The organism is Legionella oakridgensis ATCC 33761 = DSM 21215, assembly GCF_000512355.1.
In the GTDB taxonomy this organism is placed as follows: domain Bacteria; phylum Pseudomonadota; class Gammaproteobacteria; order Legionellales; family Legionellaceae; genus Legionella_A; species Legionella_A oakridgensis.
Window position 1 is genome coordinate 518948 of record NZ_CP004006.1, and the last position, 26447, is coordinate 545394.

Sequence of the window (26447 nt, forward strand, 5' to 3'; positions counted from 1 at the left end):
GCGAAAATGATACAAATAAGGTATAATGCAATCAAAGTATGGTTTTGCCCAGGGGGAAGTGAAAAAATTAGACTAATCAATAAATTGTTGATAAGATTCCGGGGGTTTTACGCGTGAAAAATGGTTAGCTTAAGGGTGAGCACTTAATGATAAAACAACGTACTCCTAAGAAGGTGATTCAAGCAACGGGTGTTGGCTTGCATTCGGGTGATAAAGTGCTTTTAACCTTACGTCCCGCGCCTATCAACACAGGGATTGTATTCAGGCGTACAGACCTTTCGCCGGCTGTTGAAATCCCAGCTTCTTATGAACATGTTTGTGATACCATGTTATGTACTTCCTTGCAGCATAAAGGTGTCAAAGTTGCTACAGTAGAGCATTTGCTTTCCGCTTTTGCAGGATTAGGCATTGATAATGCCTACGTTGATATTAATGCTCCTGAAATACCTATCATGGATGGGAGCGCAGCTCCTTTTGTTTTCTTAATTCAATCTGCTGGCATCCGCGAGCAAAGTGCTGCCAAGCGCTTCATTCGTATTTTAAAGCCTATACGAATTGAAGAAAATGGCAAATATGTACAGTTCCTTCCATATAACGGTTACAAGGTTTCCTTTACGATTGATTTTGAGCATCCGGTTTTTAATGATAAACCACAATCAGCCATTTTTGATTTTTCTACAACCTCCTATGTAAAAGAAGTTTGCCGTGCCAGAACATTTGGTTTTCTTTCTGATTATGAAAAATTACGAGAAAATGATCTAGCTAAGGGCGGTAGTCTCGATAATGCCATCGTTGTTGATGATTATCGCGTGCTTAACGAAGATGGTTTGCGTTTTGATGATGAGTTTGTAAAACATAAAGTGCTGGATGCAATTGGCGATTTATATCTCTTGGGCTCAGGCTTGATTGGGGCGTTTGAGGGTTATAAGTCTGGGCATGAGTTAAATAACAAATTGCTTAGAGCATTGATGGCTCGTCAGGATGCATGGGAATACACTTATTTTGACATAGAAAATTATCAGCCTTCAATTCAAACAGGCTTGATACCATTAGAAGCTTAGTCATTCCTATCAGAACCACCACAGGAAGCTAGATGATAAAGAGCTTCTTTCAATGGGGTGTAGTGGCATTGATTTGCAGTTGTAACGATTGAATTTCGTGCTATATCAGACAGAAATGGTGGATTTGTTTTTTTTAGCGGCGCATTAAATTGTTCTACTTCTATTGTAATTTTAATGGAAGTCAGCTGATAAATATGGGCTTCTGTCCTTAATTTATTGCGAATTTCTGGCAAGCTATATCTAAGTTGCGATGCTAGTGCAGAATTTTTGACCAATAATACAAGACATCCTTTATTGAAACTTCCGACCTGGCAGTATTCACGGAATGTTTCGGGAAGGTAGGTAGATACAATTTTGTTCATCTCATCCAATTGTATGACACGCTGGCATAGGGTCTCCAACTGGGCATTTAAACAAGAATTGATGCGGCGCATGCTGGTTCCTCTCTTTAGAATAGCAAAATTAATCTGCCTGCAATATTATATAAATCGTGGCTAAAATTTATAGTAGAGTATTTAAGGATCATCGATGACAAATAATAACATCGTATACCAGGCGCGTCTGCATTGGATTCTTTTTTTCTGGCCATTGGCATTGCTTTGTTTGGCAGTGTATGCTGCTATTAATTACCCTATCTTGTATCCTGTCCCCTATTTTCTAGTCTTTATTGCATTGGCTTGGTTGATTATGATTTGGGTGACCTACCAGTTTTCCTCGTTGACTATTAAAAACAAGCAAGTGATTTTATGTACAGGTTTTTTGGTTCGCCAAACGATGGATATTCCTTTATCTAAAATTGAAAGCATTGATATTCGACAATCCATATTTGGCAGCATCCTGCGATATGGTTCTTTAGTCATTACCGGCACAGGCGGCAGCCGGCAAATTATCACCTACCTTAATAAACCACTGACCTGTCGACGCTATATTGAACAGTTAATGCATGAATGACGTTTTAACTTCTTTCAATGCTGATGAGTTAAGCAAGCTTTGCAAGACATTGTTTCACCAAACGAGTATTGCAATCATCCCCCTTAACCATACCGGAATTCATAATATCTGGCTTGTCAAATTGCAGGACAAAAGTGTCTGGATCAGTAAACAAATAAAATCTGGGAGCTGGCTCGGAGCCCTGTCTAGCGATGCCATAGAATTTAATGAAATCATTGCTTCTATGGTGGCAGATAAGCTTGGCATCACTCTGCCTGCACATCAATGGATGAATAATCAGTATCTTGTCCCAAATTGCAGAGAAAGGCTTTTGTTTATTCCTTATTGCAAAGGACGGTCATTAAGTAGCTGGACTGGCAGGCAAAGCTTTTTGTTAGGAGTTCTCTTAGCGGCCATGCATCAATTGCCATTACCGACAACCCAGGCAAAGCCTTTTCCTGAGATAAAAATGATAACAGCAAACACTACGGATTTTCTAAATGATAAAATCCAGCAATGTAATGAAAACCGTTTGCATGCATTGTCGGATTGGGTGACCAGTCATCGGGACATTTATCCTGCTAATGTAATATGGCAAAATAAAGATACTCCTTTTCTGATTGATTGGGAAAGTACAGGCCTCATTCATCCTTTTGTTGAGCTAATTGGTGTGGCTGTCAATGCTGCAGGACTCATTACAGGACAATTTAATAGAAAACGTTTTGAGGCTGTCCTGATGGGCTATAAACAGCAGGCAGGAAAACTGCCTCGGGCAGACGATCTTTTATGGGCCTTGTGCTATCACAGTTGGCTGTTATGGCTTAGTTTTAATTGGCAACAAGGGCAGGAAACAGAAGTACAAAAAACGCTCTTTGCCTTGCAACAACTGTCTGAGTATATGCCCAGCATGCAAAAAATATATATTAAACTGTGTAAACATACTGCTTAAAAACTCTCACCGTTCTTTACAACGCGGGGCCTACTGCTCTGTGCTATAGTTTAAAAGAGGTTTAGCAACCCTACTCGGTATAACAGGATGTTATACCGAGTGTATGATAGGCAAATATCACAAGGAAGTATCAGTCATGAATGTTACCCAAAAAATCATTAAATCTCATCTCTTATCTGGTGAAATGAAGGCAGAAGAAGAAATTGCCTTGAAAATAGATCAGACGCTTTGTCAGGATGCCACGGGAACGTTAGTCATGCTTGAATTGGAAGCCATGGAGCTGGAACGTACTAAGGCTGACATTTCTGTACAGTACGTCGATCATAATCTAATTCAGGAAGATAATAAAAATCCCGATGATCATTTGTTTCTTGAGAGTGCCGCCAAACGTTTCGGTTTATATTTTAGCCGTCCCGGGAATGGCATTAGCCATGTGATCCATATGCAATATTTTGGAAAACCAGGAAAAACGTTGACTGGTTCAGACAGCCATACATGTGCAGCGGGCTCTTTAGGGATGGTTGCCATTGGCTCAGGTGGACTGGAAGTGGCTATGGCTATTGCTGGATATCCGTTGTATATAAAAATGCCAAAAGTGTTGGGCGTAAAATTAACGGGTGCTCTACCTCCGTGGGTCAGTGCGAAAGATGTCGTTTTAGAAATGCTACGTCGATATGATGTAAAAGGTTGCGTAGGGTATATTGTTGAATATTATGGTGAGGGTTTAAAGAATTTAAGCACGATGGACAGGCACGTTATTGCCAATATGGGACAAGAGCTGGGTGCTACCACGACGGTATTTCCTTCCGATGAGATAACGCGAGAATTTTTAAAAAGTCAGGGACGAGAGCAAGACTGGATTGAGTTGAAGGCTGATAAAAATGCAACTTACGATAAAGGCGAAGACATTGATTTATCATCCCTTGAACCATTAATCGCGAAACCCAGTAGTCCAGGAAACGTTGTACCGGTTTCGGAAATTGCAGGGGAAGAAATTTATCAGGCTTATATTGGTTCGTCGGCTAATCCGGGATACCGTGATTTTGCAATTGCTGCAGAAATAATGAAAGGACGAACAGTAAGCCCTGGCGTTTCATTGGATATTAACCCAAGTTCAAGAACCATTTTAGAAGAATTGGTACGAGATGGACATCTAGGTCATCTCATTCATGCCGGTGCAAGAATTCATCAGGCCGGTTGTAATGGATGTATTGGCATGGGGCAGGCTCCTGCAACGGATAAAAACAGTTTGCGTACGGTACCTCGCAATTTCCCTGGACGTTCTGGCACAAAAGAAGATAAAGTATTTCTGTGCAGCCCAGAAACAGCAACGGCCTCGGCTTTGAAAGGCGTTATCACCGACCCAAGAACGCTGGATTTTGATTATCCGCAAGTACATTTGCCTGAAAAAAGAATTTTAAATCGTCCTTCTATTGCCTCACCTTTGCCGCCAGAGCAGGCAAAACAAGTTACCTTAATCAAAGGGCCTAATATCGTTTCCTTACCTGAATTAAGTGCTTTGCCGGAACAATTTAAATTACCGGTCTTACTTAAAGTGGGTGATAATGTTAGTACCGATGAAATTTCTCCAGCCGGTGCAAAAATATTACCTTTTCGCAGCAACATTCCCAAGATCAGTGAATTTACCTATACTCGCATAGATGAAGAATATCCTGCGCGGGCAAAACAAGGGAAAGGAGGACATGTAATCATTGGTGGTGAAAATTATGGGCAAGGCTCAAGCCGAGAACATGCTGCCTTGGCACCAAGGTATCTTGGGTTACGTCTGGTGATTGCTAAAAGTTTTGCCAGAATTCACTGGCAGAATTTAATTAACTTTGGCATTTTGCCTTTAGTGTTTGAGAACTCAAAAGATTATGATGATATTGAAATGAATGATATCGTTGAATTAGACCATTTGCCGGATATCCTCAATAAACAGGTTTTCACCATAACGATTCATGATAAGAAAATTCGGGTAAAACAAAATTTGTCTAAACGGCAAAAAGACATTATAACGTTGGGCGGATTAATTAATTGGATTAAAAAAAATCCAGCATGAAGAAAGGAATGCCTGAATTTTTTCTATTAAAATGAATAGGCTAATACTTCAAATTTTTCAGCTGGCAATGGCTTGCTGAAGAAAAATCCTTGTCCTAAATAGCATTTTTTAGCAATTAAATAATTTAGTTGCGCTTGCGTCTCGATCCCTTCAGCAATGACATTCATATCTAACTCATGAGCCAGTTTTATAATAGTATCGATGATGATGACTTTATCTCGTTCATTTTGGATTTCTGAAATAAAATACTTATCGATTTTTATCGTATGAATAGGAAGTGATTTCAGGCGACTTAGAGAGGAATAACCCTTACCAAAGTCATCAATTGCAATATTAATGCCCAGTTTGTCTATGAATTTTAATCCTTCTGTTACTGTATCATTATTTTTTATTAGGAGGCTTTCAGTCACTTCAAGTTCAAGGTATTTGGCAGGATAGTCATACTTTTTCAAGACGTCACTGAGATTGTTAAAAAAAGCCCGATGTTCAAATTGGATAGGAGAAACATTGATTGAGAAAGATAATTGTTTTTTATATTTTTCTGACCATTGTTTTGTTTGCTCGCATACTTTATTTAAAAGCCATTGACCTATATCAATGATTAATCCCGAATTTTCTGCGACTGGAATAAATTCATCCGGTGAAATAATTCCCAAGGTTTTATTATGCCAACGCAATAGAACTTCTGCTCCAACGATGTTTCTCGTGAGCAAGTTGAATTTGGGTTGATAATGTACTGTTAATTCATCGTTTTTAATGCTTCCCGTAAATAGGATTCAAGTTCGGCTTCGCGGCGATGGAGAAAATGTATTTTTTTGTATAAAAACTATACGACTGTTTCCCTGATTTCTTAGCATGCTGCATAGCAATGTCTGCGTGCTTTAACAAATCTTCTGTATTTTTTCCATCCATCGGGTAAATCGCGATGCCAATGCTTGCTGTAGCCATTAATAATTGATTGCCAAAACGGTAAGGTATGTTCAATTGGTTTAACATTCTTGTGGCAATTTTTTTTGCCGAGGATATTGATGCTATTTTTGTTACAATTAGAGCAAACTCATCGCTGCCAATTCGAGATAAAATGTCTTCCTTTCTTGTTAATAAAGACAGATTTTCTGAAAATTGTTTAAGTAAATGATCTCCTTCAACATGACCAAGGGTGTCATTAATCAACTTAAAATTATCGATATCTATAATAAATAAGGCAAATAAGGAGTTTTCTTTGGTATTGTTTGTGATGGTCTTCTTTAATAAAATTTCAAATCCATGACGATTATGCAAGTTTGTCAAAGGGTCATGGGTAGTTATGTAGTCCAGTTTTCCCTGATTTATTTTTAATAAACCCTGGGTTTTTAGATAGGAATTATAAGAAAAAATATAGTTGATGATTAAACAAGTAAATGGAATGAAATATACAATAATTTTAAGAAAATAAGCGATATTATAAGCACCGTTATAATAGGTGGTTGATAATGCTATTAAATAGATTGCCGCCACTATTTGGGTGACCGCCATATAAAAAACGCAATTTGTCAGAATGGATGGGTATTTTTTATAAAGAAAAGGATAAATAAAGAGCGCAATAACCAGATAAATAATCAAATAAGTAACGTCATAATATCTGGATAATAAAGTGTATTCTTGCCATAAGTGCACGACAGGCATCTTCGTTGCCGCATAATAGATCAATGAAAATGCGATAACTAATAATAAAAGAGCGGCGAGGGGAATCATAAAAATTCGAATAGGGTTTTTCCTTTATGAGTTAAAATTAAAATAAGCCCAATCATGAGGACAAGACCACTGATAGAATTGGCAACGGTCCAGATCAATGCATTTAAATTTTTATTAATTAGGACGGGATAAAGTTCCTTCATCATAACCGTTTGTAATAATTCAAACAGTCCAGAAAACAAAACAGCCATGCCGATAATTAAGGCGATAGAATCGCGAGTCAGGCGATATTGAGTTAACGCAAGCAACACCGTAATAATAGATAGGGAAATGGCAGTCCACTGCAGTAGCATTTGCCATAGATAGCGATGCACTCTTGCTTCCAGTATTGAAATGTCCAGGGTGATATGCGTAGGCATTTCATTCATAACGGCGTTAAAGTCTACAGTGAAATAATTTAAGGCAATAATTGGAAGACCCATGATGAAGATGAGTAAAAAACGAATGCTAATGGGATTCGTCTTAAAGTGTTTTCATCTTTGATGAATGCTTTGTTCATCTATATCCAGTAATATCAGTTACTTTAATTCTTGCTCTATAATGAGTATAGGTCTTGTGCGGATAAACGCAGAATACAAGGATTGTAATACAGGGATATGAATATGAATAAATCAGGAAATGAGCTGCCACAAGAAAAAAACATACCATGCCTGATGTACGTTGTTTATCTTCAGATGCGTCGAAACAAGCTTGTCAGAGTATTAATGAGGGTAAAACAGAAGAGTTTTTTGCCTTCATAGATAGGATTTATCAGGCAAATCTTGCAAAAATGACCGCTGGTATTAGTCCTGCAGCCATGGCCAGTGCCGGTTTTTCCTGGCTTGCGCAATTATCACAATCACCTGGCCATTTATTGGAGTTAATGTTTTATCCGGTTTTGCATGGTGGCGATGCTTTGAGACGTATCTTAACTGAGCCAAAGCCAGCAGACGGCCAGGATGTACGTTTTCATACGGAAAATTGGCAAACATTCCCATGGCGTGCCTGGGCCGAAGGTTTTTTACAGCTGGAAGATTGGTGGCGGCGTGCTACCGTTGATATCCCTGGTGTACCAAGTCATGTTGAACGTACCGTATCTTTTTGTGTACGCCAGATGTTGGATGCCTTATCGCCTTCTAATTTTGTTTTAACCAATCCGGATTTGTTTCAAGAAACGATTCGTACGGGAGGTAAAAATATTATTCGCGGATTGGAAATTGGTGTTGAAGACATGCTGGAGAAAATCAGCGGAGCACCTCCCAAAGGAGCAGAGCATTTTATACCGGGCAAGAATGTTGCTGTTACTCCCGGCAGAGTTGTCTATCGTAACCATCTGATTGAATTGATTCAATATGAACCGCAGACAGAAACCGTATTTAAAGAACCATTATTAATTTTACCTGCGTGGATTATGAAATATTATATTCTTGATTTATCGCCACATAATTCCATGGTTAGGTGGTTGGTGAGTCAAGGACATACGGTATTTATTGTTTCCTGGCGTAATCCTGATGGAAATGATCATGACTTGAGCATGTATGATTATTATCGACTTGGTGCTGTGGCGGCAATCGATGCCGTAGAAGAGCGAATTCCGAATGTTAAAATTCATTTAATGGGATATTGTTTAGGGGGAACATTGGCTTTAATAACAGCAGCAACCATGGCAAGAGAAAGGGATAAACGGCTTAAAAGTCTTACTTTGCTGGCTGCTCAAGGGGATTTTACTGAAGCTGGGGAACTTATGCTGTTTATCACGGAAAGCGAGGTGTCTTTTCTTGAAAATATGATGTGGGATCAAGGGTATCTGGACACCAAGCAAATGGCCGGCTCATTCCAGATGCTGCGGTCTTATGATTTAATTTGGTCTAAGATGGTGCAAGATTATATGCATGGTACTGAAAGGGGTATGATTGATTTGCTTGCTTGGAATGCAGATGCAACCCGTATGCCTTATAAAATGCATAGTGAGTATTTGGAAAAACTGTTTTTAAATAATGATTTTGCTGCAGGGCGTTATATGGTTGAAGGTTCTCATATTGCTGCAGAAAATATTCGTATACCTGCTTTTGTGGTGAGTACGGAAAAAGATCACGTTGCTCCTTGGCCATCTGTTTATAAAATACATTTAATGATTAATAGTGATATTACTTTTGTCCTAACAAACGGTGGACATAATGCGGGAATTGTCAGCGAACCGAATCATCCTGGCCGTTTTTATCGTATTCGCGAGCATAAAAAGCATACTCCCTATGTTGGTCCACGCAAATGGTATGAGAAAGCGGAGGTGAGGGATGGATCTTGGTGGTTTGCGTGGCATAACTGGTTGGCTGAGCGCTCTTCATTGCATCGTGTTGAGCCGCATGCACTCGATTCGTCTTTACCCGCAGCACCTGGAAGTTATGTTTTACAAAAATAAGATGGAATAATTATGAATCATAAAGATTATTATAAAATCATGGGGTTGAATCGTGATGCCACGGAGAAAGATATAAAAACTGCTTATCGTCGTTTGGCGCGCAAATATCATCCCGACATCAGCAAGGAGCCGGATGCTGAAGAAAAATTTAAGGAGATGGCAGAGGCTTATGAGGTTTTGAAGGATCCAGAGAAACGGCGAACCTATGATCAATACGTACAAGACTGGGATATTCGACAGAAAGCAAACTATTCTTCCCAACAAGGAGCCTGGGACCTCGGTAAGGATAGCCATCAGTTTAGCCCAGATTTTTTTGAATCGTTATTTGGAGTTTCTTCTTTTCGTGAGCAACCGTTTGCAGGAACTGACTATCATAGCAGTATCCGCATTAGTCTCGAGGAGGCTTATCAAGGTGCTGTCAAAGAATTACGAATAGCTTCAGAGAGTGAACGTCTCGGTGCACAGACTTTGAGGGTAAAAATTCCTGCAGGTGTAAAATCCGGCCAACAGATCCGTTTAGCTGGTCAGGGTGCTGAAAGTAGACGTGGTGGTCCTAGAGGCGATCTTTATTTAACCGTTCATATTGATAAGCATCCAATATTTGATGTAAAGGATAATGATGTGTATCTTACTTTACCAGTTTCACCGTGGGAGGCCGCATTAGGTTCAACCATTGTTGTGCCAACGCTTGGAGGAAAGGTTGATTTAAAAATTCCACCCGGTTCTCAGGGCGGGCAAACATTAAGATTAAAAAATCGTGGCTTGCCAGGTGAGAAAGCTGGTGATCAATACGTTATTCTCAAAATTGTTATTCCTCAGCCAGCAACGGATGCAGCGCGGGAATTATATAAAAAAATGGCAGAAGAAATGCCTTTTAATCCACGCGAAAACATGAGGGTATAAGAATGAATGAAAAAAAGTAATCACCGGTCTAATCATGGATAAAAATGTATCCTTTTCTTACGTGGAAGTTTGTCAAAAATATAATCTTTCCGAAGAATTGCTGACGGAAATGATGGAGCATGGATTATTTGAAACAAGAAATTTGAAGAAGACACAATTTGATTATTTCACTCTACATAAAATCCAGTCAGCGCAAAGGTTGCAGCGTGATTTAGGAATTAATATGCCTGGAGTGGTATTGGTTCTGGAATTGCTGGAAGAGCTGGAGCGTGTGCGTAATGAGTTAAGTATTTTGCAGCGTCATGTTGATGAGATCTAAAAATAGATGGCAGTTAAACCTGGTTATCGCGCTGCGTTAACCAGGCTACATGTTATTAACAAGATAATTTAAATCAAAGTGGGGGTATCTGATAATAAAGGAGCTGATTCTTCTGGCTTATCAGGAGGCCCATTACCAGACTGGCTCGATTTAAAGAAACCATAACCGGCCAGTCCAGCGGCAGCCACGCCAGCAATAGCAATGGCGCCAATGCCGAACGTCGAGACGCTAATGACGCCAATAAGAGCCAGAATTACTACCGTCACTGCAGCAATACTTGCCGCTGCACATAACGTTGCTCCTGCTTTCAGCAGAAAATTATAGTTTGGAGTCTCCCGAACTGGTTGATGCGCAGGGAGTAATGGATGAGTCGTTTCTGCCAGATCTCCCACTCCTCGAGTTCGGTCTTCCTCTTTTTCTTGGCGCCGCCGTTTTTGTCTTAGAGCGTCTTGAGATCTTGCATGTACTCTATCTTCTTCTGTAGTATGTTGTTCTCTGGACGGATGGCGCCTGCTGCGTTCTTCTGCGGCTCGCCGTTCTTCTGCGGCCCGTCGTTCTTCTGCGGCCCGTCGTTCTTCTGCCGCTCGTCGTTCTTCTGCCGCTCGTCGTTCTTCTATTGCACGGCGATGATCTCTTAATCGGCTAGCTGCAGGTTCAGGCAATTGAACAGGAGTTGTAAGTGTTCTTATAACTTGTAACTCAAATGCATTTACTTCAGGTTTTCTATCTAAGGGGGCATTTATATAGCGTTCATAGATCTGATTTTTAGGTACCTCAATGAGTTCATAGTTTCTTATGAATTCCCTAGTTTCTTCCGTGAGCATGGTTTCTCTTTCCAAAAGCGTAATGGCAAGTGCTTTGGGTACAAATTGTACATTATAAAGATATTGTTTAATCTGCACGGAAGTTAGGGCGAGTTCTGCAAAATCTTCAGCTACTTCATCCAGCTCTGTAGTAGGGCGGGCACTTAGTGCTACATGTGTTTTTAACAAAAGGAACCCACTTGGATTCAACCGGGGATCGCCTTCACCCAGAAAAGGTAGGGCGAACCCAAGCTGGGTGGTTGGGGCCGCTTCATAGTCGATGCTTTGAGCACCTCCGGCAGTTCGTTCCCAATGACCGCCTGAGCTTGCGCCGTGGACTCCCCCCTGATGGTAAATGGCTACTGTTTTAATAGGATGGGCAGCTACTCGGAAGGTATCTGTATGTTCTTTGTGGTATTCAAGATTAAATCCTAACGGTTTGCTGACAAAATGAAAAAGAGCTGCTGGATCAAGACTTGCATAACGGGCACTGCCTTCTGCAATTTCTGTGACATAGGTTCGGTATTCGTCTATTGAATCTTTCTCTGCTTCTACGGAAAGCAAGTAAGCTGCCTCATTTTCTGCAGTGATGTATTGCTTCATAAAATGACGCAATACTGGCCCCATGATAATTTGAGTGTCAAACTCATTATAACGAGTTAAAACTCCTGCAAATTGTTGCCAACTGAATGTATCCGGGGTAAATCCATAAAACGTTGCAAACTCATTTTTTAACTGTTCGTATTGCGCGTTATGATGATTATCATAATGTTCATCCGCTGCAAATTTTAAAATTTCCTCTTTAATTTCTGGAGTCAACGCATGCAGTGGGCAGTTGTTTAAGACTGCTGATAATTTTGGATAGGGCATGGCCGTCAATCCTCTGAAGATTACTTTTATCTTATATTTAGAAGTCTATAACATCGATATTAAGTAAATATTAACTGACTGCCTCTCGCAGAGTCCAAATACGAGGTGAATTTTGTTTGGAGCTTTTTACCCATAAAAGCAGAGGATAATGAGCATCTTTTATTGGTGTGGATTGATCTTCCAAGGCGGCAGCAAAGGCATATTTTTTTCTTAAGCCCTGTAGTACTGCCCAGACTTTATTGGCATTTGGATTATGATCCTGAAGTATCAATTCATTTCCTCGGAATACAACCGTTACAGACTGACCTTTAAGGGCTTGTTTTACAGCAGATTCGAAACTTCGCCATTTGGCTTTTTTCTTGCGTTGCAGTTCTGTTTGGGCGGGTTTTGCTGGTAAGCTACACGTGCCTGTGGATTATGTGGTGAGCTGAACAGGTGGAATCTTGGTTTTTGCTTGAGAAAAAAACTGCATAAGGTGTCAACTAAATAGCGGTAGCGTCCGGATACAGTTGGTTTGGTTCCTGGCATGTTATTGATGTAGATAGCAAAGGCCAAGGTATGGCCATTAGCAGTATATAAGTAACCAGAAAGACTAACAACACCAGTCATGGTTCCAGTTTTTGCTCTGATCAAACCTTGTTCTTCTGGTTTTCGAAAACGTTTTTGTAAGGTCCCATCGTGGCCGGCAACGGGTAACGCTGCAATGTATTCATAAGCCAGTGGGAAACGTGTATGCAGATAGCGTAATAAACCCACGGTTTGATCCGGCGTTAGCTGATCATAACGGGATAATCCTGACCCATCTGTCAATACCGCGCTGTCTAAAGGAATACCCGTTTGATTTTGCAAGAATGCTTTTATAACGGATTGTGCCTGTTGCCAGTTTAGTGGTGCTCCCTGAAGTTTTGCTGCGGCATGCAAAAACAGGCTGTCTGCATATAAATTATCAGACGGTTTTAAGGTATCCGCCATGAGTTGTGCAACTGGTTTTGAATCATGGGTGGCCAATAAGAAGGATCCGGCAGACATGCCGCCAAGGATGATTTGTCCGTCCAGTTCAATATGCAAATCGGCTAATTGTTGTTTAATTAATTCTTGCGTATATCGTAACGGATTACGAATGGCGATTCGTTGCTGGATAGCCCATTGATTTAGCCCAACACAACCCCGAACGGTCAGGCGGTTTTCATGGTCCATGTTGAAATCAACGCCACAGCCGGCAGCGCTGCTTTTTGTTTTGACCTGATTATTAATTAAAAAGTTTGCATTTTGATTAACTTCTACTAATGCCAATTGTCCGGGTTGATAGGCAGGATTGACAGTAACCGTTAAGCGATTTTCATCGACTACTAACGGTGCCACAGGTGCACCATAGCTATATTTTAAATCCTCCACCATCCAACCTGGGGCATAGGCATTGACGTAGCGGTTATTACTGACCAGGACGATATTCCCCTGAATGCGTTTGATGTTCCAATTGGATAATTCTTTCAATAAGTCGGCTAAATGAGCTTGGGTAAAAGAAGGATCACCTGGTAAATGTAAGTAAATGGAGCCTTTGAGTATGCCATTTTCTAGACTGGTTGCGTTGGTGCTCAATTGGCTTTTAAAACGATAATCCGGCCCTAAAACCAATAAAGCTGCTGCATCTGAAAATAATTTCATGTTACTTGCCGGAATAAACGCCCGGTTAGGATTCCTTTGATACAGCGTTTCCCCAGTATTCAAATCAACGACCACAATGCCCATATTAATGGCAGGGTCGACTTGATTAATTAATGCATCCACTGATCTTTGCAGGCTGGCTGCAACAGCTGCCGTTCCGAGAAGCCATAATAATAAGCCTGAAAAAATCCGTTTCATGGATACAGTACTCATAATGGAATGAAAAAATGTTGAGCTCTAATCATAGCGCAAGCCCAGGCGTTCTAGAAGTCCCGAAAGGGTGTCATTGTCATAAAATTTTATTTTCAACCATCCTCCACCTTGGATATCACCGCTGATGATTTGAACAGGAGCTCCAATTTGTTCGGCTAGTTGCGTTTCCAGATGGCTGACATCATAGCTTTTCTGCTGCGGTGAGATGAGAGAGGATGAAGATTTGCAGAGGCGTACTTCTTGTTCAAGACGTCTTACTGACCAGTTTTGCTGTTGTATTTTTCGGGTCAAGGTCTCCTGCTGCTTGGACTCAAGCCCCACTAACATACGCGCATGGCCTAATGTTAATTGTTTTGAACGCAGCTGCTCTTGAACGAAAGGACTAAGCGTTAGAAGACGTAAAAGATTAGCAATATGGCTGCGTGATTTTCCTACCAGGATGGCAATTTCATCCTGATTAAAATGAAATTCATTAAGCAAGCGTTGATAACCACTGGCTTCTTCAATTAAATTTAAATTTTCACGTTGGACATTTTCTATGAGTGCAACGGCTGCAGCCTGTTGATCATTGTATTGTCCAATCAGACAGGGCAATTCTGTCAAACCGATGGTCATTGCGGCACGCCATCGTCGTTCGCCAGCGATGATTTCATAACGACCGGGGGCTATTTCTCGTACGACTAAAGGTTCAATCAAACCTTGTTTGCGAATCGATTGAGCGAGTTCTTGTATGGCTTCAGGAGCAAATGTTTGGCGAGGCTGGTAGCGGCCTCGTTGCAGGCTTTCAATGGGTAATTGCTGTAAGGAGGCATTCATGACGACAAAGGCAATGTGATTGGTTTATCGTATAACCACCATCCCAAATGAAAAAGCATGTGGGCTATGATGGCGAACAGTAATCCATAATGCCAGAACAGCAGGCCAAACAGGATGGCTTGCCAACCCTGCAAAAGCACAAGGGAATAAAAAAAGCGATGGGTAGGTTGACAACCAGCTGCAAGATAAGCAGGAATATGTCCCAGGGTGTACATGCCTCCAGAAATAAGAATCGCACTCCAGAAAATCAGTGGTCCCCTCTGTCCGCTAAACAGGATTGCAAAAAAAGCCATGAGATTCATAAGACCCCATCGTCCCAGCAATTCTTCTACCACACCACCATAGAGCATGCAGCCGTCCAGGCCTATGCTGCCTCGCAGAGTTTGCATGATTTTTAACGTTGTTTCATCAAGAAAACTGGCGACCACTCCATAGTACAAAATGAAAAATATGACTAATCCGCCTAAAGTGTATAAAAACACAGGCAGCAGTCCATCTTGGATTGCTGTAACAACGGATTCACCTCTTAACAGAGATTCCAGAAGAGAAGCATTCAGTCCTGTGGACACAGATAATACACTGCCAGCAATACTCATGACGAACACCATAAGCAAGGTTTGGCCGATGGCTAGTCCACTGAGGCGTTTTTTTATTTGGGCTGAATTTTTGCTTAATAACAAATTAATGAGGCGTGGTATCGCAATAAATACTCCGGGAATAGCGAGAACAAATAACACAATGACTAAAGGCCAATTGATTGTCATATTATTTTTCCTGCAAAAACAATAGAATGTATCAAGAAATGTTCAACCTATCTTACCTAAAGCACTATAAAAAAAGCCATCCATATTATGTTCACCTGGTAAAATTTGCCATCCATGACCAGTTTCTCTACCCCAGTCAGACTTTTTTTCTGCTAAAAAACGACAATCTTTTTGAGATTTAATAAATTGAGCGATTTGCAATTCATTTTCTTCAGGGATGATGGAACATGTTGCATAAATCATAATACCGCCAGGAGCAAGAAGAGGCCATAATGCATGCAATAGATTTTGTTGTAATTTTATTGCAATGTTTAGGTCGGCTGGGGTCCTTAACAACTTGATATCAGGATGTCGACGGATGACTCCGATGGCTGAGCAAGGAGCGTCAAGCAAAATTCGGTCAAATGGTTTACCATCCCACCAGGTATTGCTATCAAGCGCATTCGCTTCCACTAAAGTAGCATGCAGTTTCAGGCGCTCAAGGTTTTCACGAACGCGTTGCATGCGTTGACCATCCACATCAAGCGCCATACAAACAGCAAGATGTGGCTGCGATTCGAGTATGTGGCAGGTTTTACCACCGGGGGCGCAACAAGCATCAAGAAGTCGAAGCCCGGGTTTTAAATCAAGAAGAGAAACGGCCAATTGGGCGGCTTCATCTTGCACCGATACATCGCCATTGGTAAATCCAGGCAATGCTTTAACATCACAAGGGGTTGTTAATCGAAGGCCGCACGTTGCGTAGTTAAGGGTTTCCGCCTGGATGCCTGCGGTTTGCAATCGGGACACATAAGTTTCGACAGAATCTTGCTGACGATTGACGCGTAGACTCATGGGTGGGTGGGTGTCATTGGCGGCCAGTATTTTTTGCCAGTCCTTTGGCCAGGCTGTTTGCAGGCGCTTGCTAAGCCATTCTGGATGATTATTTTGAAATGTCGCATCATTTTTTAACGTCGTGAGGATTTCTTCTTGTTTTCGACAGTAGTTGCGCAATACAGCATTCACCAGACTTTTTGCCCATGGCTTTTTAATTTTATCCAGTAAAGAGACAGTTTCCTTGACGACAGCGTAGTCTGGAATATGCTGATGATGAAGCTGATATAGCCCGATCAGCAAACAGCACCATACGTCCATGTCTTTAGGGCGTTTGTTAAGTAAATGATCAGCAATGGCTTGTAGACGAAAATAATAGCGGCACACACCAAAGCAAATATCTTTGCTGAAAGCCGTGAGTGGTACGGACTGCATGGAATGGGAAAGGGGCGTATGGTTTCGTAATAATTGCATAAGAATGCGGTGCGCCTGCAATCGCTCATCATGGTTCATCGTAAAACCAGTTGTTTATGAAGTTGAGCGCGTGGTGCATTTAACCAGTCAGCTATTGTCATCGCTTTACCTCCAGGAAATTGAATGCGTTCAACCAGTAGGACCTGTTTTCCGGTTGCAACCTTGATGCCTTTTTTATCAAGAGACAAGATTGTTCCAGGAGTTTCTTCGCAGGATTCATGAAGAGCCCGTGCCTGATGGATACGTAAAGTAATGTCTTCGGCTTGGGTGTATGCGATGGGCCAAGGATTAAACGCCCTGATTTGGCGCTCAATTTCAATGGCCGAACGTTGCCAGTGAATGTTGGCATCTTCTTTGTTGATTTTTGGAGCATACGTTGCGGCAGCATGATCTTGAGACTGGGGAATACTCTTTCCAAGAGCAATGTTTTCCAGTGATTTCATTAAAGGTGCGACGGCAAGTTTCGCCAGGTGATCATGCAGGCTTCCTGCGGTTTCCTCAGGTTGTATGGTGTAAGTTGCTTTCGCCAGCATATCTCCTGTGTCCATGCCAACATCCATTTGCATAATGGTTACACCCGTTTGGGTATCTCCATGCAAAAGAGCATGTTGGATGGGTGAAGCGCCGCGCCAGCGAGGCAAGAGGGATGCGTGTACGTTAATGCAACCTAAAGGAGGGATATTCAAAACCGCTTGAGGCAAGATCAAGCCATATGCAATAACAACCAGGATATCCGGAGCAAGCATTGCCAATTCATCAATGGCTTGGGGCGTTTTAAAATTCAGCGGTTGATACACGGGGACATGTTGAGTTTCTGCCCATTGCTTTACTGCAGAAGCCTGCATTTGCCTACCGCGCCCGGCAGGGCGGTCAGGCTGAGTATAGACTGCTTCTAACTGATGCTCTGAGGCCGCCAATGCGTCCAGACAAGGCAAGGCAAATTCTGGAGTTCCTGCAAATACAATTTTTAAGGATTTCATGCGTTTCTGTCTTTCTGGCGGACGTATTTTTCGGATTTTCTTCTGGCCATGGTTCGTTTTAAAGGCGACAGTAAATCGATGTATAGCTTACCATTAAGATGATCAATTTCATGTTGCAAACATTCAGCCAGAAGTCCTTCGGCATTTATTTCAAATGGCTTGCCAAAACGGTCTTGAGCTCGCACGGTTACCTTTTCAGCACGAATAACCGTATCGTAAGTGCCAGGAACAGATAAGCATCCTTCCTGGTATTCGATTTTGCCGTCTGAGTCAACGATTTCAGGGTTGGCGATAACGAGTTGGTTGGTTTTATCACCAATCACATCAATAACGGATAAGCGAAGATTAATGCCAATTTGCGGAGCAGCCAGTCCAACGCCATGAGCATCATACATGGTATCAAACATATCATCGATCAATGCTTGCAATTTGTCATCAAAGGTTTCTACCTCTGCTGAGACTCGTCTGAGGCGAGGATCAGGCAAATAAATAATCTTGCGAATAGCCATATTGAATCTGTTTTAAAAAAGTAAATGCGTGTTATTATCGCTAATACCCCGTGCCGTAGCAAGATGCTGGCACTGTGTTTAATTGTTAAACTCACATGTTCATATCCGAGAACAGGCTCTGAGAGGCATGCATGATAAGGACCGATTTATGCGCTATGTGATGTTCTTTTTAGGATTGATGCTTTCGGTGTCTGCGCAGGCGTTGACATTACGTCCCGATGCTCCTAAACAATATGTGGTACAGTCTGGGGATACTTTGTGGGAGATAGCTAATCGCTATTTGGCTCATCCCTGGGAGTGGAAATCATTATGGCATGCTAATCCACAAATAAAGAACCCTAATCGCCTGTATCCGGGAGCGGTATTGGAGTTGCATTTTTATCAGCAAAATCCTTATTTGAAAGTGCTGTCTAATGGAACGATAAAATTATCACCCTACATGCGTCCAATGCCGCTTGACGACGCTATTCCGCCGATTCCTCTTAGTGACATCAAGCCTTTTTTGGATGCATCGTTGGTGCTTGATAAAGACAGTTTATTAAATGCACCCTATATTGTTGCGTTTACAACAGAACACCTTTTAGGCGGTCAGGGGGATGAAATATATGTCAAAAATTTATGCCCGCCAACGCCACCACCAGGAACTACTTTTTCTTATGGCATTTATCGGCCGTGCGGAGAATACATCGATCCGGAAACAAAGTGTTTTCTTGGCTATAAGGCTATATTGGTAGGCTATGCTGAACTGTTGCGGCGAGGTGATCCTGCTACCGTCCTGTTAACTGATATCATGCAAGGCGTTGAATTAAATGATCGAGTCATGCCCAATAATCATCCTGAATTTGCGCTTTCTTTTGAGCCTAAAGCGCCCAATCATCCGGTTAATGGTGCCATTATTGACTTACCTGGGGATTATTCACAGGGTGCTGTAGGGCTTGTTGTTGTACTGAATCGAGGAAAAGATGCCGGATTACAGGCAGGGGATGTGCTTGGGGTATTCAGTCGAAGCAGAATGGTTCCAGACCCCCAATGTCCCCCTTCTTGCGTGCAGCTTCCTCCCGAACGCCTTGGCGAAGTGATGGTTTTCCGCACGTTTACGCACACCAGTTTTGCTTTGGTTGTCCGTTCAATCCGCGCAGTTCAACCGATGGATATTGTTACTAACCCATGAATAATAAACATTATTTGCTTGCCCTTAATCGAATGAATCAGGTAGGTCCTCGCACGATTGCTAAATTAATGGCGCGCTGGCCCAATTTGGAAGAACTTTTTCAAATGTCTGCTATAGAACTTGAAAAATCGGGGTTACCTACGCGCTTGGCAAAAACAATTGCGGCATTTGATGTCACCCAAATAGAAAAAGATTTGCAATGGCAAGAGGATGAAAATCATTTTTTGATTACCTGGTGTGATGAGCAATATCCTTATTTGCTGCGTGAAATTTATGACTCACCGCCTGTATTATACGTTAAGGGTGATTTATCTGCTTTGCAATCGCAGGCAATTGCCATCGTGGGAAGTAGAAAACCAACCATAACGGGCAGCGAAACTGCATGGCACTTTGCGTTTGAATTGGCTAAATATAATATCACCATTGTCAGTGGTTTGGCTTTTGGTATAGATGCCCAGGCGCATGAAGGGTGTCTGGAAGCAGGAGGAAAAACCATTGCTATCATGGGAACAGGAATAGATTATATCTACCCTTCTCGCCATAAAAAACTGGCTGAACGCATCCTTCGTAATGGTTTGTTAATAACGGAATTTCCCCTGGAAACACCGCCTGCGCCTGGACATTTCCCACGTAGAAATCGTATAATAAGTGGTTTGTCATTGTCCATATTGGTTGTTGAGGCTGCAATAAGAAGCGGTTCCCTGATTACAGCTCGCTTGGCATTGGAACAAAACCGTGATGTTTTTGCGATTCCAGGCTCAATTCATAATCCTTTAGCAAAAGGATGCCATTATTTGGTGCAGCAAGGTGCAAAACTGGTGACTTCGTGTGAAGACATCTTGAATGAATTAGGGGTGCAAGCCAGCATGCAAAGAAATACAGCAGAAGTTTGTGTTTCCCTTGCAAGTAAGAACCAAAACCTAGTAAAGTTCATTGGGTTTGAGACAACGACAGTGGATCAGATTGTTAAGCGCAGTGGCTTAAGTGTTGAAAAAGTGACTTGTGATTTGACTGAGCTGGAATTGGACGGCATTGTAAAAGCAGTGCCTGGCGGTTACATGAGGTGTAGGTTATGAAAGACAGTTTGTTTGAAATGCTATTAAGTTTGTTTGAAAAAACATTAAATAAGCTAAAAGAAAATCATGCAACCGATGGAGCAACTAAAGAGACAATCAAGGAAAACTTGCCGGATCTTTATACGTCTTCCCTCGATATAGCTAGCGAAGACCTCGAGGCTGATTTTTTCAAATCCGCGCGTGCTGATTCCATGCGTGTCTTTACTTACGATGAACAGATGAAATTTACTAAAGCCAGCTATCAATTTTTGATGCGCTTACTGGTATGGGAAATTATTGACCGTGATACTTTAGAGCTGATTATCAATCAACTTGTATTTTCTGATTCCCGTATTGTTTCCCTAGAGGAAACGAAATGGACGGTTCGTAGTGTGCTTGCTGATACATTAAATACCAAACAACTTGCTTTTCTTGATCTTGTGCTGTATCAAAAAAGAGATGGGTATTCACTGCATTGATATTACCACAGGAACGAGGTTTAACGGCTCATGAGTAAGCATTTGGTTATCGTTGAATCACCTGCAAAAGCGAAAACCATTCAAAAATATTTAGGCGATAATTATGATGTCCTTGCCTCCTATGGGCATGTTCGCGATTTACCGCCCAAAAAAGGTTCTGTGGAGCCGGAGCATCATTTTGCAATGACTTACCGCCCCATTGAAAAAAATGCCCGACATATTGAATTAATTGCAAAGGCTTTAAAAAAAGCCGATTCGCTTTTGCTTGCAACAGACCCGGATAGAGAAGGTGAAGCCATTTCCTGGCATGTTTTCGAGTTAATGAAAGAGCGAAACTTATTAAAAGACAAAACAGTCCACCGTATTTTTTTCAACGAAATCACCAAATCAGCGATTAAGGAAGCCATTGATAATCCAAGAGATATTTCCATGGATTTAGTCAATGCCCAACAAGCAAGACGTGCCTTGGATTATTTGGTTGGTTTTAATCTGTCCCCTTTATTGTGGAAAAAGGTAAGACGTGGTTTATCAGCAGGTCGTGTTCAGAGTCCGGCACTGCGGCTGATTGTTGAGCGGGAAGAAGAAATTGAGCGTTTTGTCTCGCAAGAATATTGGCGGATACTGGCTAATTGTCAGCATGATGCCACGGCCTTTGAGGCGCGTTTAACCCATTATCAGCAAGAAAAATTACAACAATTTACCATCAATAATGAAGAACAGGCTCAACGCATCAAAAGCAAGCTTTTAGAAGAAGCAAAAGGTGTTTTGCTGGTTAGCAATATCGATAAAAAACAACGTAAACGTAATCCTTCTGCACCATTTATTACTTCAACTTTACAACAGGAAGCGGCCAGAAAATTAGGGTTTACTGCCCGTAAAACCATGATGGTAGCTCAGCAATTGTATGAAGGCATTGATATTGGTACTGGAACTGTGGGTTTGATTACGTACATGCGTACGGATTCGGTAAATCTGGCTACAGAGGCGATTGATGAAATCAGGGACTATATTCGACAACGATATGGCGAAGAAAACAGTCCCAAAAATCCAAGGATTTTCAAAACAAAATCTAAAAACGCTCAGGAAGCGCATGAAGCCATCCGTCCCACGTCGATAAAACGTGCTCCTGATATGATAAAAGAGTCGCTGACGGCTGATCAATTCAAACTGTACAATCTTATTTGGAAACGTACATTGGCTTGCCAAATGGCTGAAGCTATTCTGGATACGGTGACGGTGGATCTTAATTGCGGTGAAGGACATGTTTTTAGAGCGAATGGTTCAACCATTCTTTTCCCCGGATTTTTGAGTGTTTATGAGGAAGGCCGGGATGATGCCAAAGAAGAAGAACAATCCATCCTATTACCTTCCCTGGCTGTGGGCGATAAAGTGAAATTGCTTGATATTTTAGCCAATCAGCATTTTACGGAACCGCCGCCACGCTATTCAGAAGCGTCATTGGTAAAAGCATTGGAAGAATTTGATATTGGGCGGCCTTCTACTTACGCAACTATTATTCATACGTTGCAGCAACGCGAATACGTTGTCGTAGAGAAAAAGCGGTTTTACCCAACGGACGTTGGGCGTATAGTCAGTCACTTTCTAACTAACTATTTCACCCGATACGTGGATTATAAATTTACAGCTCATCTTGAAGATAAGCTGGATGCTATTGCTCGCGGTGAAAAAGAATGGGTTCCGGTTTTGGAAGAATTTTGGCAGCCATTTATCGAGAAAATTCATGCCATTGATGAACAAGTACAGCGCAAAGATGTAACGACTGAAGTACTGGATGAGAAATGTCCGAAATGCGGCAGTCCACTGGCGATTCGCCTCGGTAAACGTGGGCGCTTTATTGGTTGTACTGCTTACCCTGATTGCGATTACACTCAAGATTTGAGCTCCTCCTCGACTGAACGTGCCGAATCTGAAGTGGTTGAGGGACGAGTGTGTCCTGATTGCGGTGGAGAATTACACATCAAAACAGGACGCTATGGCCGGTTTATTGGTTGTAGTAATTATCCCGAATGCAAACATATTGAGCCGTTGGAAAAACCAGCCGATACACAAGTAGAATGTCCCAAATGTCATAATGCGACGCTATTGAAACGCAAGTCACGAAAGGGAAAGATTTTTTATTCATGCGCTGCTTATCCTAAATGCGATTATGCATTATGGAATGAACCAATTGCCCAGCCCTGTCCCAAATGTGGATGGCCTGTGCTCACGGTAAAAGAAACCAAGCGCTCCGGTCGTCAGATCATCTGCCCGAAGGAAGGATGTGGTTATACGGCATCTGCCGAGCAAGGCGAGTAATTGTACAGTATACTTACCTTTGCCAGACTCTTGACACAAAAAAAGTATCATATAAAAATGTCGATGGATAACGCAGGTACTCATTGACACAGTAGAGTGGCATGCGGGATTATAATGATGTGTTGTGATGTGAGTTTTATATACTGAGGAACAGTAAAATGTCAGACAAAGTACGCGGTACGGTAAAATGGTTTAATGACAGCAAAGGCTTTGGTTTTATTGAAAGCGAAGGCAAAGATTATTTCGTTCATTTTAGTGCTATAAAATCAGATGGATTTAAAACCCTAAAAGAAGGCGCTGCTGTTTTATTTAAAGCTTCTCAAGGCCAAAAAGGTCCACAAGCTGAAGAAGTGGAAGTTGTATCGTAACTCTTTAGCAATAGAATGTAATATTCCTAGCATTGGGACAAAAGCACTAGGCAGGTGCTCAGCGGTTATTTGGGAAAATTAATGCATTCAATAGGTGTGTGGTGGTTATGGCTGGTATTTTTCATCATCATCACCATTGTATTGGCCGTTGATTTGTTTCTGTTTGGTGGTAAAAACAATATCAAATGACCCTGAAAGCTTCTGTTGTATGGAGCGGTGTCTGGGTTGGGCTAGCTTTACTTTTTAATGCTTTTTTATGGTTCTACCTCATGCAAAATTACGCCTTGAAGGTTGCCAATGAAAAAGCATTGGAATTTTTTACTGCTTATCTTGTTGAAGAAACATTATCTATGGATAATGTTTTTGTCTTTCTCGTTATTTTCAAGTATTTTGCCATTCCTATAAATTTTCAAAGACGGTTACTCTTATTTGGTGTATTAGGCGCTATTGCGTTGAGGCTTGTATTCATTTCGATGGGAATTTGGCTTATCCATCGCTTTGATTGGGTTTTTTATATATTCGGCTTATTACTCATTTATTCAGCCATCAGGATTTTTGCATTTCATGATGGGGAACAGTCATTATCTGATAATTTGATTTTACGTGGATTACGCAGGATTTTCCCCCTTACCGAATCGATTGCCAGTCAGACATTTTGGGTGAAGAAAAATAAGCGTTATTATCTTACCCCGCTCTTCATTGTTCTTATTTTTGTTGAAATCAGTGATCTGATATTTGCTATGGATAGTATTCCTGCTGTATTTGGCATTACAAATGATCCATTTATTGCATTTACTTCTAATGTGTTTGCAGTATTGGGATTGCGAGCCATGTATTTCATATTGGCAACGATGCACGAGCGATTCCTACTTCTTAAATATGGCTTGGCATTCATATTATGTTTCATCGGTGCGAAGATGCTTCTTCATCATGTGGTGGACATTTCTATTTTTATTACTTTGGCGATTATAACCTTGACTTTATTTACTTCTATAGCTTTAAGTAAGCTGATTCATGTTGATGTCCACAAAGATTAATATTTAATTTTTTCGATTTAAAAAAACTATTTTTTGTCTATATTAAAGATATGGCAGCATTTGCCGATTTTTTATATAAATTTTTTAAAAAGTGGCCATATCACATGAACATTAAACAACAACTTGCAATACGCTCAACTGTTTTAAAAAGCCATGTGAATAAATACGCTATGTTGGGTTTGGTCATCTCTATCGGCAGTATCATAGTGGCATCCTTACTCGTTTCTTATCAAACGACCGGGGAAATAAGCTTAGGAGGGTTTCTTAAGGCACAAGCAAGCAATCCCGCCATATGGGCACTGGATTTGACCCCATTTATGTTTGCTTATTGGGGACAGTCATTCTGTTATGAATTGGTCAGTAAAGCTGAGTCAATCATTGAAAATAAAACTCGGGAAATTGCCAGTAAAAGTGATGATTTGGAATTAAAGCTTAAATATGAAAGTAATCATGATCGGCTGACCAATTTGCCGAATAGTCATTTATTGTCGCAACGTATTAATCAAGGCATTCAGCAACTGCATTCAGGAGAAGAACTTGCTTTAATTATTTTGAAAATCAATAAATTTAAAGAAATTAATTACAATTTTGGCAGTTTTAGTGCCAACAGTCTTTTGGTTCAATTTGCGGAAAAATTAAAATCAATCTTATTGGAACCCTACATGCTGCAGGCTTATATGGGCATGAACATGGTGGCACGCATACAGGGGGCAGAATTTGCAATTCTTATTCCAAGATTAAAAGAAGAACATCAACTTGATAGAATTATTCATAATCTTATCCAAGCGACGTCCGTTAGTTTTATGATTGATGGTAATAATATTGAAGTAACGACCACTGCGGGTGTAGTACTTCACCCGCAACATGGCAATAATGATGAACAGTTAATGCAGCGCGCAACATTAGGATTGCTTGATGCAGAAGAAAGAAATAAATCTTATGCTATTTATCAAGCAAACATGGAAAAGAATTACAAAACCAAACGAACCATCTTGAAAGAATTAAGAAGTGCCATCGAACAAGAGGAAATTGGTATTTTACATCAACCGATTGTGGAATTAGCAACGGGCAAAATATTGGGAGCTGATGTTGGCATTCATTTTGAAAATATTCAATATGGTAATTTCGATGTTGAAAAATTAATTCCTTTGGTAGGAGGAAGCTCCTTAGTTAAAAATTTGACCGTTTTTACCTTAAAAAATGCTATTAGACAGTTGGCTTTGTGGCATCAGGCCAATCATAAAATTTATATTCAAATTAATATATTTAATGCAACCGATCCGGACTTGCCAGATATTTTAAATAACTTATTAAAAGAAAATAACTTATCGCCAGACTATTTAAAAATTGAATTGACAGAAAAAGCCTGTTTAAGTGATCAAGAACGTTCCATGGATGTGCTCAAGCGATTGGCTGATCTCGGAATAAAAATATGCATCAGTGATTTTGCCAGTGGTTATTCTTCGTTTGTTTATCTCATTAACTTTCCCATCAGTGAAATTAAAATTGATAAGGCGTTTATCAGCAATATGATGAAGGATACAAAACGTCATCATCTTGTCGAAGCAATCATTAAATTAGGTGAGGTTATGGATTTAAATGTCATTGCCGATGGTATTTTTGATGAAAATACGCTCAATGAACTGAAAAATCTAGGTTGTCTGTATGGTCAAGGAGAGCATTTTTCCAATCCAGTTGATGCAGATCATTTTTCTAAATTACTCAATAGACCATAATATATCCTAATAGATTATTGAG

Annotated in this window: 26 protein-coding genes; 14 read left to right on the forward strand and 12 right to left on the reverse strand. The window is 40.9% G+C overall.

The features are described 5' to 3' along the window. Positions 1 to 146: 146 nt before the first annotated feature. Positions 147 to 1061, forward strand: a complete 915-nt coding sequence (gene lpxC, locus LOA_RS02585; RefSeq protein ID WP_025385015.1) for a UDP-3-O-acyl-N-acetylglucosamine deacetylase — start codon at positions 147 to 149, stop codon at positions 1059 to 1061. On the opposite strand, the gene LOA_RS02590 is transcribed toward lpxC, so the two are convergent. Beyond that, the gene (locus LOA_RS02590; RefSeq protein WP_025385016.1) at positions 1058 to 1495 is read right to left on the reverse strand and encodes a DciA family protein; all 438 of its coding nucleotides are present in this window, start codon (positions 1493 to 1495) and stop codon (positions 1058 to 1060) included. The two genes, lpxC and LOA_RS02590, sit on opposite strands and share 4 nt — an antisense overlap. 94 nt (positions 1496 to 1589) lie before the next feature. Here LOA_RS02590 and LOA_RS02595 point away from each other — a divergent pair, with 94 nt between their 5' ends. From LOA_RS02595 to LOA_RS02605, 3 genes are all read left to right on the forward strand, one after another. Beyond that, the gene (locus tag LOA_RS02595; protein ID WP_025385017.1) at positions 1590 to 2012 is read left to right on the forward strand and encodes a PH domain-containing protein; all 423 of its coding nucleotides are present in this window, start codon (positions 1590 to 1592) and stop codon (positions 2010 to 2012) included. Next, positions 2005 to 2940 (forward strand): phosphotransferase, encoded by a 936-nt coding sequence (locus LOA_RS02600; RefSeq protein ID WP_025385018.1) that lies wholly within the window; start codon positions 2005 to 2007, stop codon positions 2938 to 2940. The genes LOA_RS02595 and LOA_RS02600 overlap by 8 nt, the downstream gene beginning before the upstream one ends. 136 nt (positions 2941 to 3076) lie before the next feature. Continuing rightward, on the forward strand, positions 3077 to 5002 hold the full coding sequence (locus tag LOA_RS02605) for an aconitate hydratase (RefSeq protein WP_025385019.1): 1926 nt from the start codon (positions 3077 to 3079) through the stop codon (positions 5000 to 5002). Positions 5003 to 5028: 26 nt separating this feature from the next. On the opposite strand, the gene LOA_RS14325 is transcribed toward LOA_RS02605, so the two are convergent. The 3 genes from LOA_RS14325 to LOA_RS14335 all read right to left on the reverse strand — a co-directional run bounded on the left by LOA_RS14325 (position 5029) and on the right by LOA_RS14335 (position 7095). Next, positions 5029 to 5715: a putative bifunctional diguanylate cyclase/phosphodiesterase gene (locus LOA_RS14325; protein WP_238551304.1), complete on the reverse strand. Its 687-nt coding sequence runs from the start codon at positions 5713 to 5715 to the stop codon at positions 5029 to 5031. 40 nt (positions 5716 to 5755) lie between these two features. Then, the gene (locus tag LOA_RS14330; RefSeq protein WP_158423007.1) at positions 5756 to 6667 is read right to left on the reverse strand and encodes a GGDEF domain-containing protein; all 912 of its coding nucleotides are present in this window, start codon (positions 6665 to 6667) and stop codon (positions 5756 to 5758) included. A gap of 65 nt (positions 6668 to 6732) precedes the next feature. Next, the gene (locus LOA_RS14335) at positions 6733 to 7095 is read right to left on the reverse strand and encodes a hypothetical protein (protein WP_158423008.1); all 363 of its coding nucleotides are present in this window, start codon (positions 7093 to 7095) and stop codon (positions 6733 to 6735) included. 287 nt (positions 7096 to 7382) lie between these two features. Between LOA_RS14335 and LOA_RS02620 the strand changes: the two genes are divergently transcribed. From LOA_RS02620 to LOA_RS02630, 3 genes are read left to right on the forward strand one after another with little or no spacing between them, the layout of a single operon-like run. Next, positions 7383 to 9134: a PHA/PHB synthase family protein gene (locus tag LOA_RS02620; protein ID WP_025385020.1), complete on the forward strand. Its 1752-nt coding sequence runs from the start codon at positions 7383 to 7385 to the stop codon at positions 9132 to 9134. Positions 9135 to 9146: 12 nt separating this feature from the next. Then, positions 9147 to 10037, forward strand: coding sequence for a DnaJ C-terminal domain-containing protein (locus LOA_RS02625; RefSeq protein ID WP_025385021.1), 891 nt, complete (start codon positions 9147 to 9149; stop codon positions 10035 to 10037). A 34-nt stretch (positions 10038 to 10071) separates the two neighbouring features. After that, on the forward strand, positions 10072 to 10356 hold the full coding sequence (locus LOA_RS02630; protein WP_025385022.1) for a chaperone modulator CbpM: 285 nt from the start codon (positions 10072 to 10074) through the stop codon (positions 10354 to 10356). A gap of 68 nt (positions 10357 to 10424) precedes the next feature. Here the strand turns inward: LOA_RS02630 and LOA_RS14840 are convergent, their stop codons facing one another. The 8 genes from LOA_RS14840 to def all read right to left on the reverse strand — a co-directional run bounded on the left by LOA_RS14840 (position 10425) and on the right by def (position 18263). Continuing rightward, positions 10425 to 12029, reverse strand: a complete 1605-nt coding sequence (locus LOA_RS14840; RefSeq protein ID WP_025385023.1) for a hypothetical protein — start codon at positions 12027 to 12029, stop codon at positions 10425 to 10427. Between the two features lie 70 nt (positions 12030 to 12099). Continuing rightward, on the reverse strand, positions 12100 to 12300 hold the full coding sequence (locus LOA_RS15980) for a hypothetical protein (protein ID WP_338010465.1): 201 nt from the start codon (positions 12298 to 12300) through the stop codon (positions 12100 to 12102). Positions 12301 to 12350: 50 nt separating this feature from the next. Next, positions 12351 to 13892 carry a D-alanyl-D-alanine carboxypeptidase/D-alanyl-D-alanine endopeptidase gene (gene dacB, locus LOA_RS02640; RefSeq protein ID WP_338010466.1) on the reverse strand — a complete coding sequence of 514 codons (1542 nt, stop codon included), beginning with the start codon at positions 13890 to 13892 and terminating at the stop codon, positions 12351 to 12353. A gap of 39 nt (positions 13893 to 13931) precedes the next feature. Then, on the reverse strand, positions 13932 to 14723 hold the full coding sequence (locus tag LOA_RS02645; RefSeq protein ID WP_025385024.1) for a ParB/RepB/Spo0J family partition protein: 792 nt from the start codon (positions 14721 to 14723) through the stop codon (positions 13932 to 13934). Beyond that, positions 14720 to 15487 (reverse strand): CPBP family intramembrane metalloprotease, encoded by a 768-nt coding sequence (locus LOA_RS02650; protein ID WP_025385025.1) that lies wholly within the window; start codon positions 15485 to 15487, stop codon positions 14720 to 14722. Before LOA_RS02650 ends, LOA_RS02645 begins: the two co-directional genes overlap by 4 nt. Positions 15488 to 15529: 42 nt before the next feature. Beyond that, on the reverse strand, positions 15530 to 16813 hold the full coding sequence (gene rsmB / locus LOA_RS02655) for a 16S rRNA (cytosine(967)-C(5))-methyltransferase RsmB (protein ID WP_025385026.1): 1284 nt from the start codon (positions 16811 to 16813) through the stop codon (positions 15530 to 15532). Further along, positions 16810 to 17754, reverse strand: a complete 945-nt coding sequence (fmt, locus tag LOA_RS02660; protein WP_025385027.1) for a methionyl-tRNA formyltransferase — start codon at positions 17752 to 17754, stop codon at positions 16810 to 16812. The genes rsmB and fmt overlap by 4 nt, the downstream gene beginning before the upstream one ends. Further along, positions 17751 to 18263 (reverse strand): peptide deformylase, encoded by a 513-nt coding sequence (gene def, locus LOA_RS02665; protein WP_025385028.1) that lies wholly within the window; start codon positions 18261 to 18263, stop codon positions 17751 to 17753. The genes fmt and def overlap by 4 nt, the downstream gene beginning before the upstream one ends. 148 nt (positions 18264 to 18411) lie before the next feature. Here def and LOA_RS02670 point away from each other — a divergent pair, with 148 nt between their 5' ends. The 7 genes from LOA_RS02670 to LOA_RS02700 all read left to right on the forward strand — a co-directional run bounded on the left by LOA_RS02670 (position 18412) and on the right by LOA_RS02700 (position 26425). Beyond that, positions 18412 to 19434, forward strand: a complete 1023-nt coding sequence (locus LOA_RS02670; RefSeq protein ID WP_025385029.1) for a LysM peptidoglycan-binding domain-containing protein — start codon at positions 18412 to 18414, stop codon at positions 19432 to 19434. Then, complete coding sequence (dprA, locus tag LOA_RS02675; RefSeq protein ID WP_025385030.1) at positions 19431 to 20510, forward strand: DNA-processing protein DprA; 1080 nt, start codon at positions 19431 to 19433, stop codon at positions 20508 to 20510. The genes LOA_RS02670 and dprA overlap by 4 nt, the downstream gene beginning before the upstream one ends. Then, a complete protein-coding gene (locus tag LOA_RS02680) occupies positions 20507 to 20968 on the forward strand; it encodes a DUF494 family protein (protein ID WP_025385031.1) in 462 nt (153 codons plus the stop codon). The genes dprA and LOA_RS02680 overlap by 4 nt, the downstream gene beginning before the upstream one ends. A gap of 30 nt (positions 20969 to 20998) precedes the next feature. Beyond that, positions 20999 to 23284 (forward strand): type I DNA topoisomerase, encoded by a 2286-nt coding sequence (topA, locus tag LOA_RS02685; RefSeq protein WP_025385032.1) that lies wholly within the window; start codon positions 20999 to 21001, stop codon positions 23282 to 23284. A gap of 158 nt (positions 23285 to 23442) precedes the next feature. Then, positions 23443 to 23652 carry a cold-shock protein gene (locus tag LOA_RS02690; protein ID WP_025385033.1) on the forward strand — a complete coding sequence of 70 codons (210 nt, stop codon included), beginning with the start codon at positions 23443 to 23445 and terminating at the stop codon, positions 23650 to 23652. 185 nt (positions 23653 to 23837) lie between these two features. Continuing rightward, entirely contained in the window at positions 23838 to 24689 is an 852-nt protein-coding gene (locus LOA_RS02695; RefSeq protein WP_238551305.1) for a TerC/Alx family metal homeostasis membrane protein, read from the forward strand. Between the two features lie 104 nt (positions 24690 to 24793). Further along, a complete protein-coding gene (locus tag LOA_RS02700; RefSeq protein WP_025385034.1) occupies positions 24794 to 26425 on the forward strand; it encodes a putative bifunctional diguanylate cyclase/phosphodiesterase in 1632 nt (543 codons plus the stop codon). Positions 26426 to 26447 lie beyond the last annotated feature (22 nt).

Bases quoted from the DNA above. Each gene is read 5' to 3' on its own strand.
- lpxC (WP_025385015.1), top strand. From the start codon at position 147: ATGATAAAACAACGTACTCCTAAGAAGGTGATTCAAGCAACGGGTGTT.
- LOA_RS02590 (WP_025385016.1), bottom strand. From the start codon at position 1,495: ATGCGCCGCATCAATTCTTGTTTAAATGCCCAGTTGGAGACCCTATGC.
- LOA_RS02595 (WP_025385017.1), top strand. From the start codon at position 1,590: ATGACAAATAATAACATCGTATACCAGGCGCGTCTGCATTGGATTCTT.
- LOA_RS02600 (WP_025385018.1), top strand. From the start codon at position 2,005: ATGAATGACGTTTTAACTTCTTTCAATGCTGATGAGTTAAGCAAGCTT.
- LOA_RS02605 (WP_025385019.1), top strand. From the start codon at position 3,077: ATGAATGTTACCCAAAAAATCATTAAATCTCATCTCTTATCTGGTGAA.
- LOA_RS14330 (WP_158423007.1), bottom strand. From the start codon at position 6,667: ATGCCTGTCGTGCACTTATGGCAAGAATACACTTTATTATCCAGATAT.
- LOA_RS14335 (WP_158423008.1), bottom strand. From the start codon at position 7,095: ATGCCTACGCATATCACCCTGGACATTTCAATACTGGAAGCAAGAGTG.
- LOA_RS02620 (WP_025385020.1), top strand. From the start codon at position 7,383: ATGCCTGATGTACGTTGTTTATCTTCAGATGCGTCGAAACAAGCTTGT.
- LOA_RS02625 (WP_025385021.1), top strand. From the start codon at position 9,147: ATGAATCATAAAGATTATTATAAAATCATGGGGTTGAATCGTGATGCC.
- LOA_RS02630 (WP_025385022.1), top strand. From the start codon at position 10,072: ATGGATAAAAATGTATCCTTTTCTTACGTGGAAGTTTGTCAAAAATAT.
- LOA_RS14840 (WP_025385023.1), bottom strand. From the start codon at position 12,029: ATGCCCTATCCAAAATTATCAGCAGTCTTAAACAACTGCCCACTGCAT.
- dacB (WP_338010466.1), bottom strand. From the start codon at position 13,892: ATGAAACGGATTTTTTCAGGCTTATTATTATGGCTTCTCGGAACGGCA.
- LOA_RS02645 (WP_025385024.1), bottom strand. From the start codon at position 14,723: ATGAATGCCTCCTTACAGCAATTACCCATTGAAAGCCTGCAACGAGGC.
- LOA_RS02650 (WP_025385025.1), bottom strand. From the start codon at position 15,487: ATGACAATCAATTGGCCTTTAGTCATTGTGTTATTTGTTCTCGCTATT.
- rsmB (WP_025385026.1), bottom strand. From the start codon at position 16,813: ATGAACCATGATGAGCGATTGCAGGCGCACCGCATTCTTATGCAATTA.
- fmt (WP_025385027.1), bottom strand. From the start codon at position 17,754: ATGAAATCCTTAAAAATTGTATTTGCAGGAACTCCAGAATTTGCCTTG.
- def (WP_025385028.1), bottom strand. From the start codon at position 18,263: ATGGCTATTCGCAAGATTATTTATTTGCCTGATCCTCGCCTCAGACGA.
- LOA_RS02670 (WP_025385029.1), top strand. From the start codon at position 18,412: ATGCGCTATGTGATGTTCTTTTTAGGATTGATGCTTTCGGTGTCTGCG.
- dprA (WP_025385030.1), top strand. From the start codon at position 19,431: ATGAATAATAAACATTATTTGCTTGCCCTTAATCGAATGAATCAGGTA.
- LOA_RS02680 (WP_025385031.1), top strand. From the start codon at position 20,507: ATGAAAGACAGTTTGTTTGAAATGCTATTAAGTTTGTTTGAAAAAACA.
- topA (WP_025385032.1), top strand. From the start codon at position 20,999: ATGAGTAAGCATTTGGTTATCGTTGAATCACCTGCAAAAGCGAAAACC.
- LOA_RS02690 (WP_025385033.1), top strand. From the start codon at position 23,443: ATGTCAGACAAAGTACGCGGTACGGTAAAATGGTTTAATGACAGCAAA.
- LOA_RS02695 (WP_238551305.1), top strand. From the start codon at position 23,838: ATGACCCTGAAAGCTTCTGTTGTATGGAGCGGTGTCTGGGTTGGGCTA.
- LOA_RS02700 (WP_025385034.1), top strand. From the start codon at position 24,794: ATGAACATTAAACAACAACTTGCAATACGCTCAACTGTTTTAAAAAGC.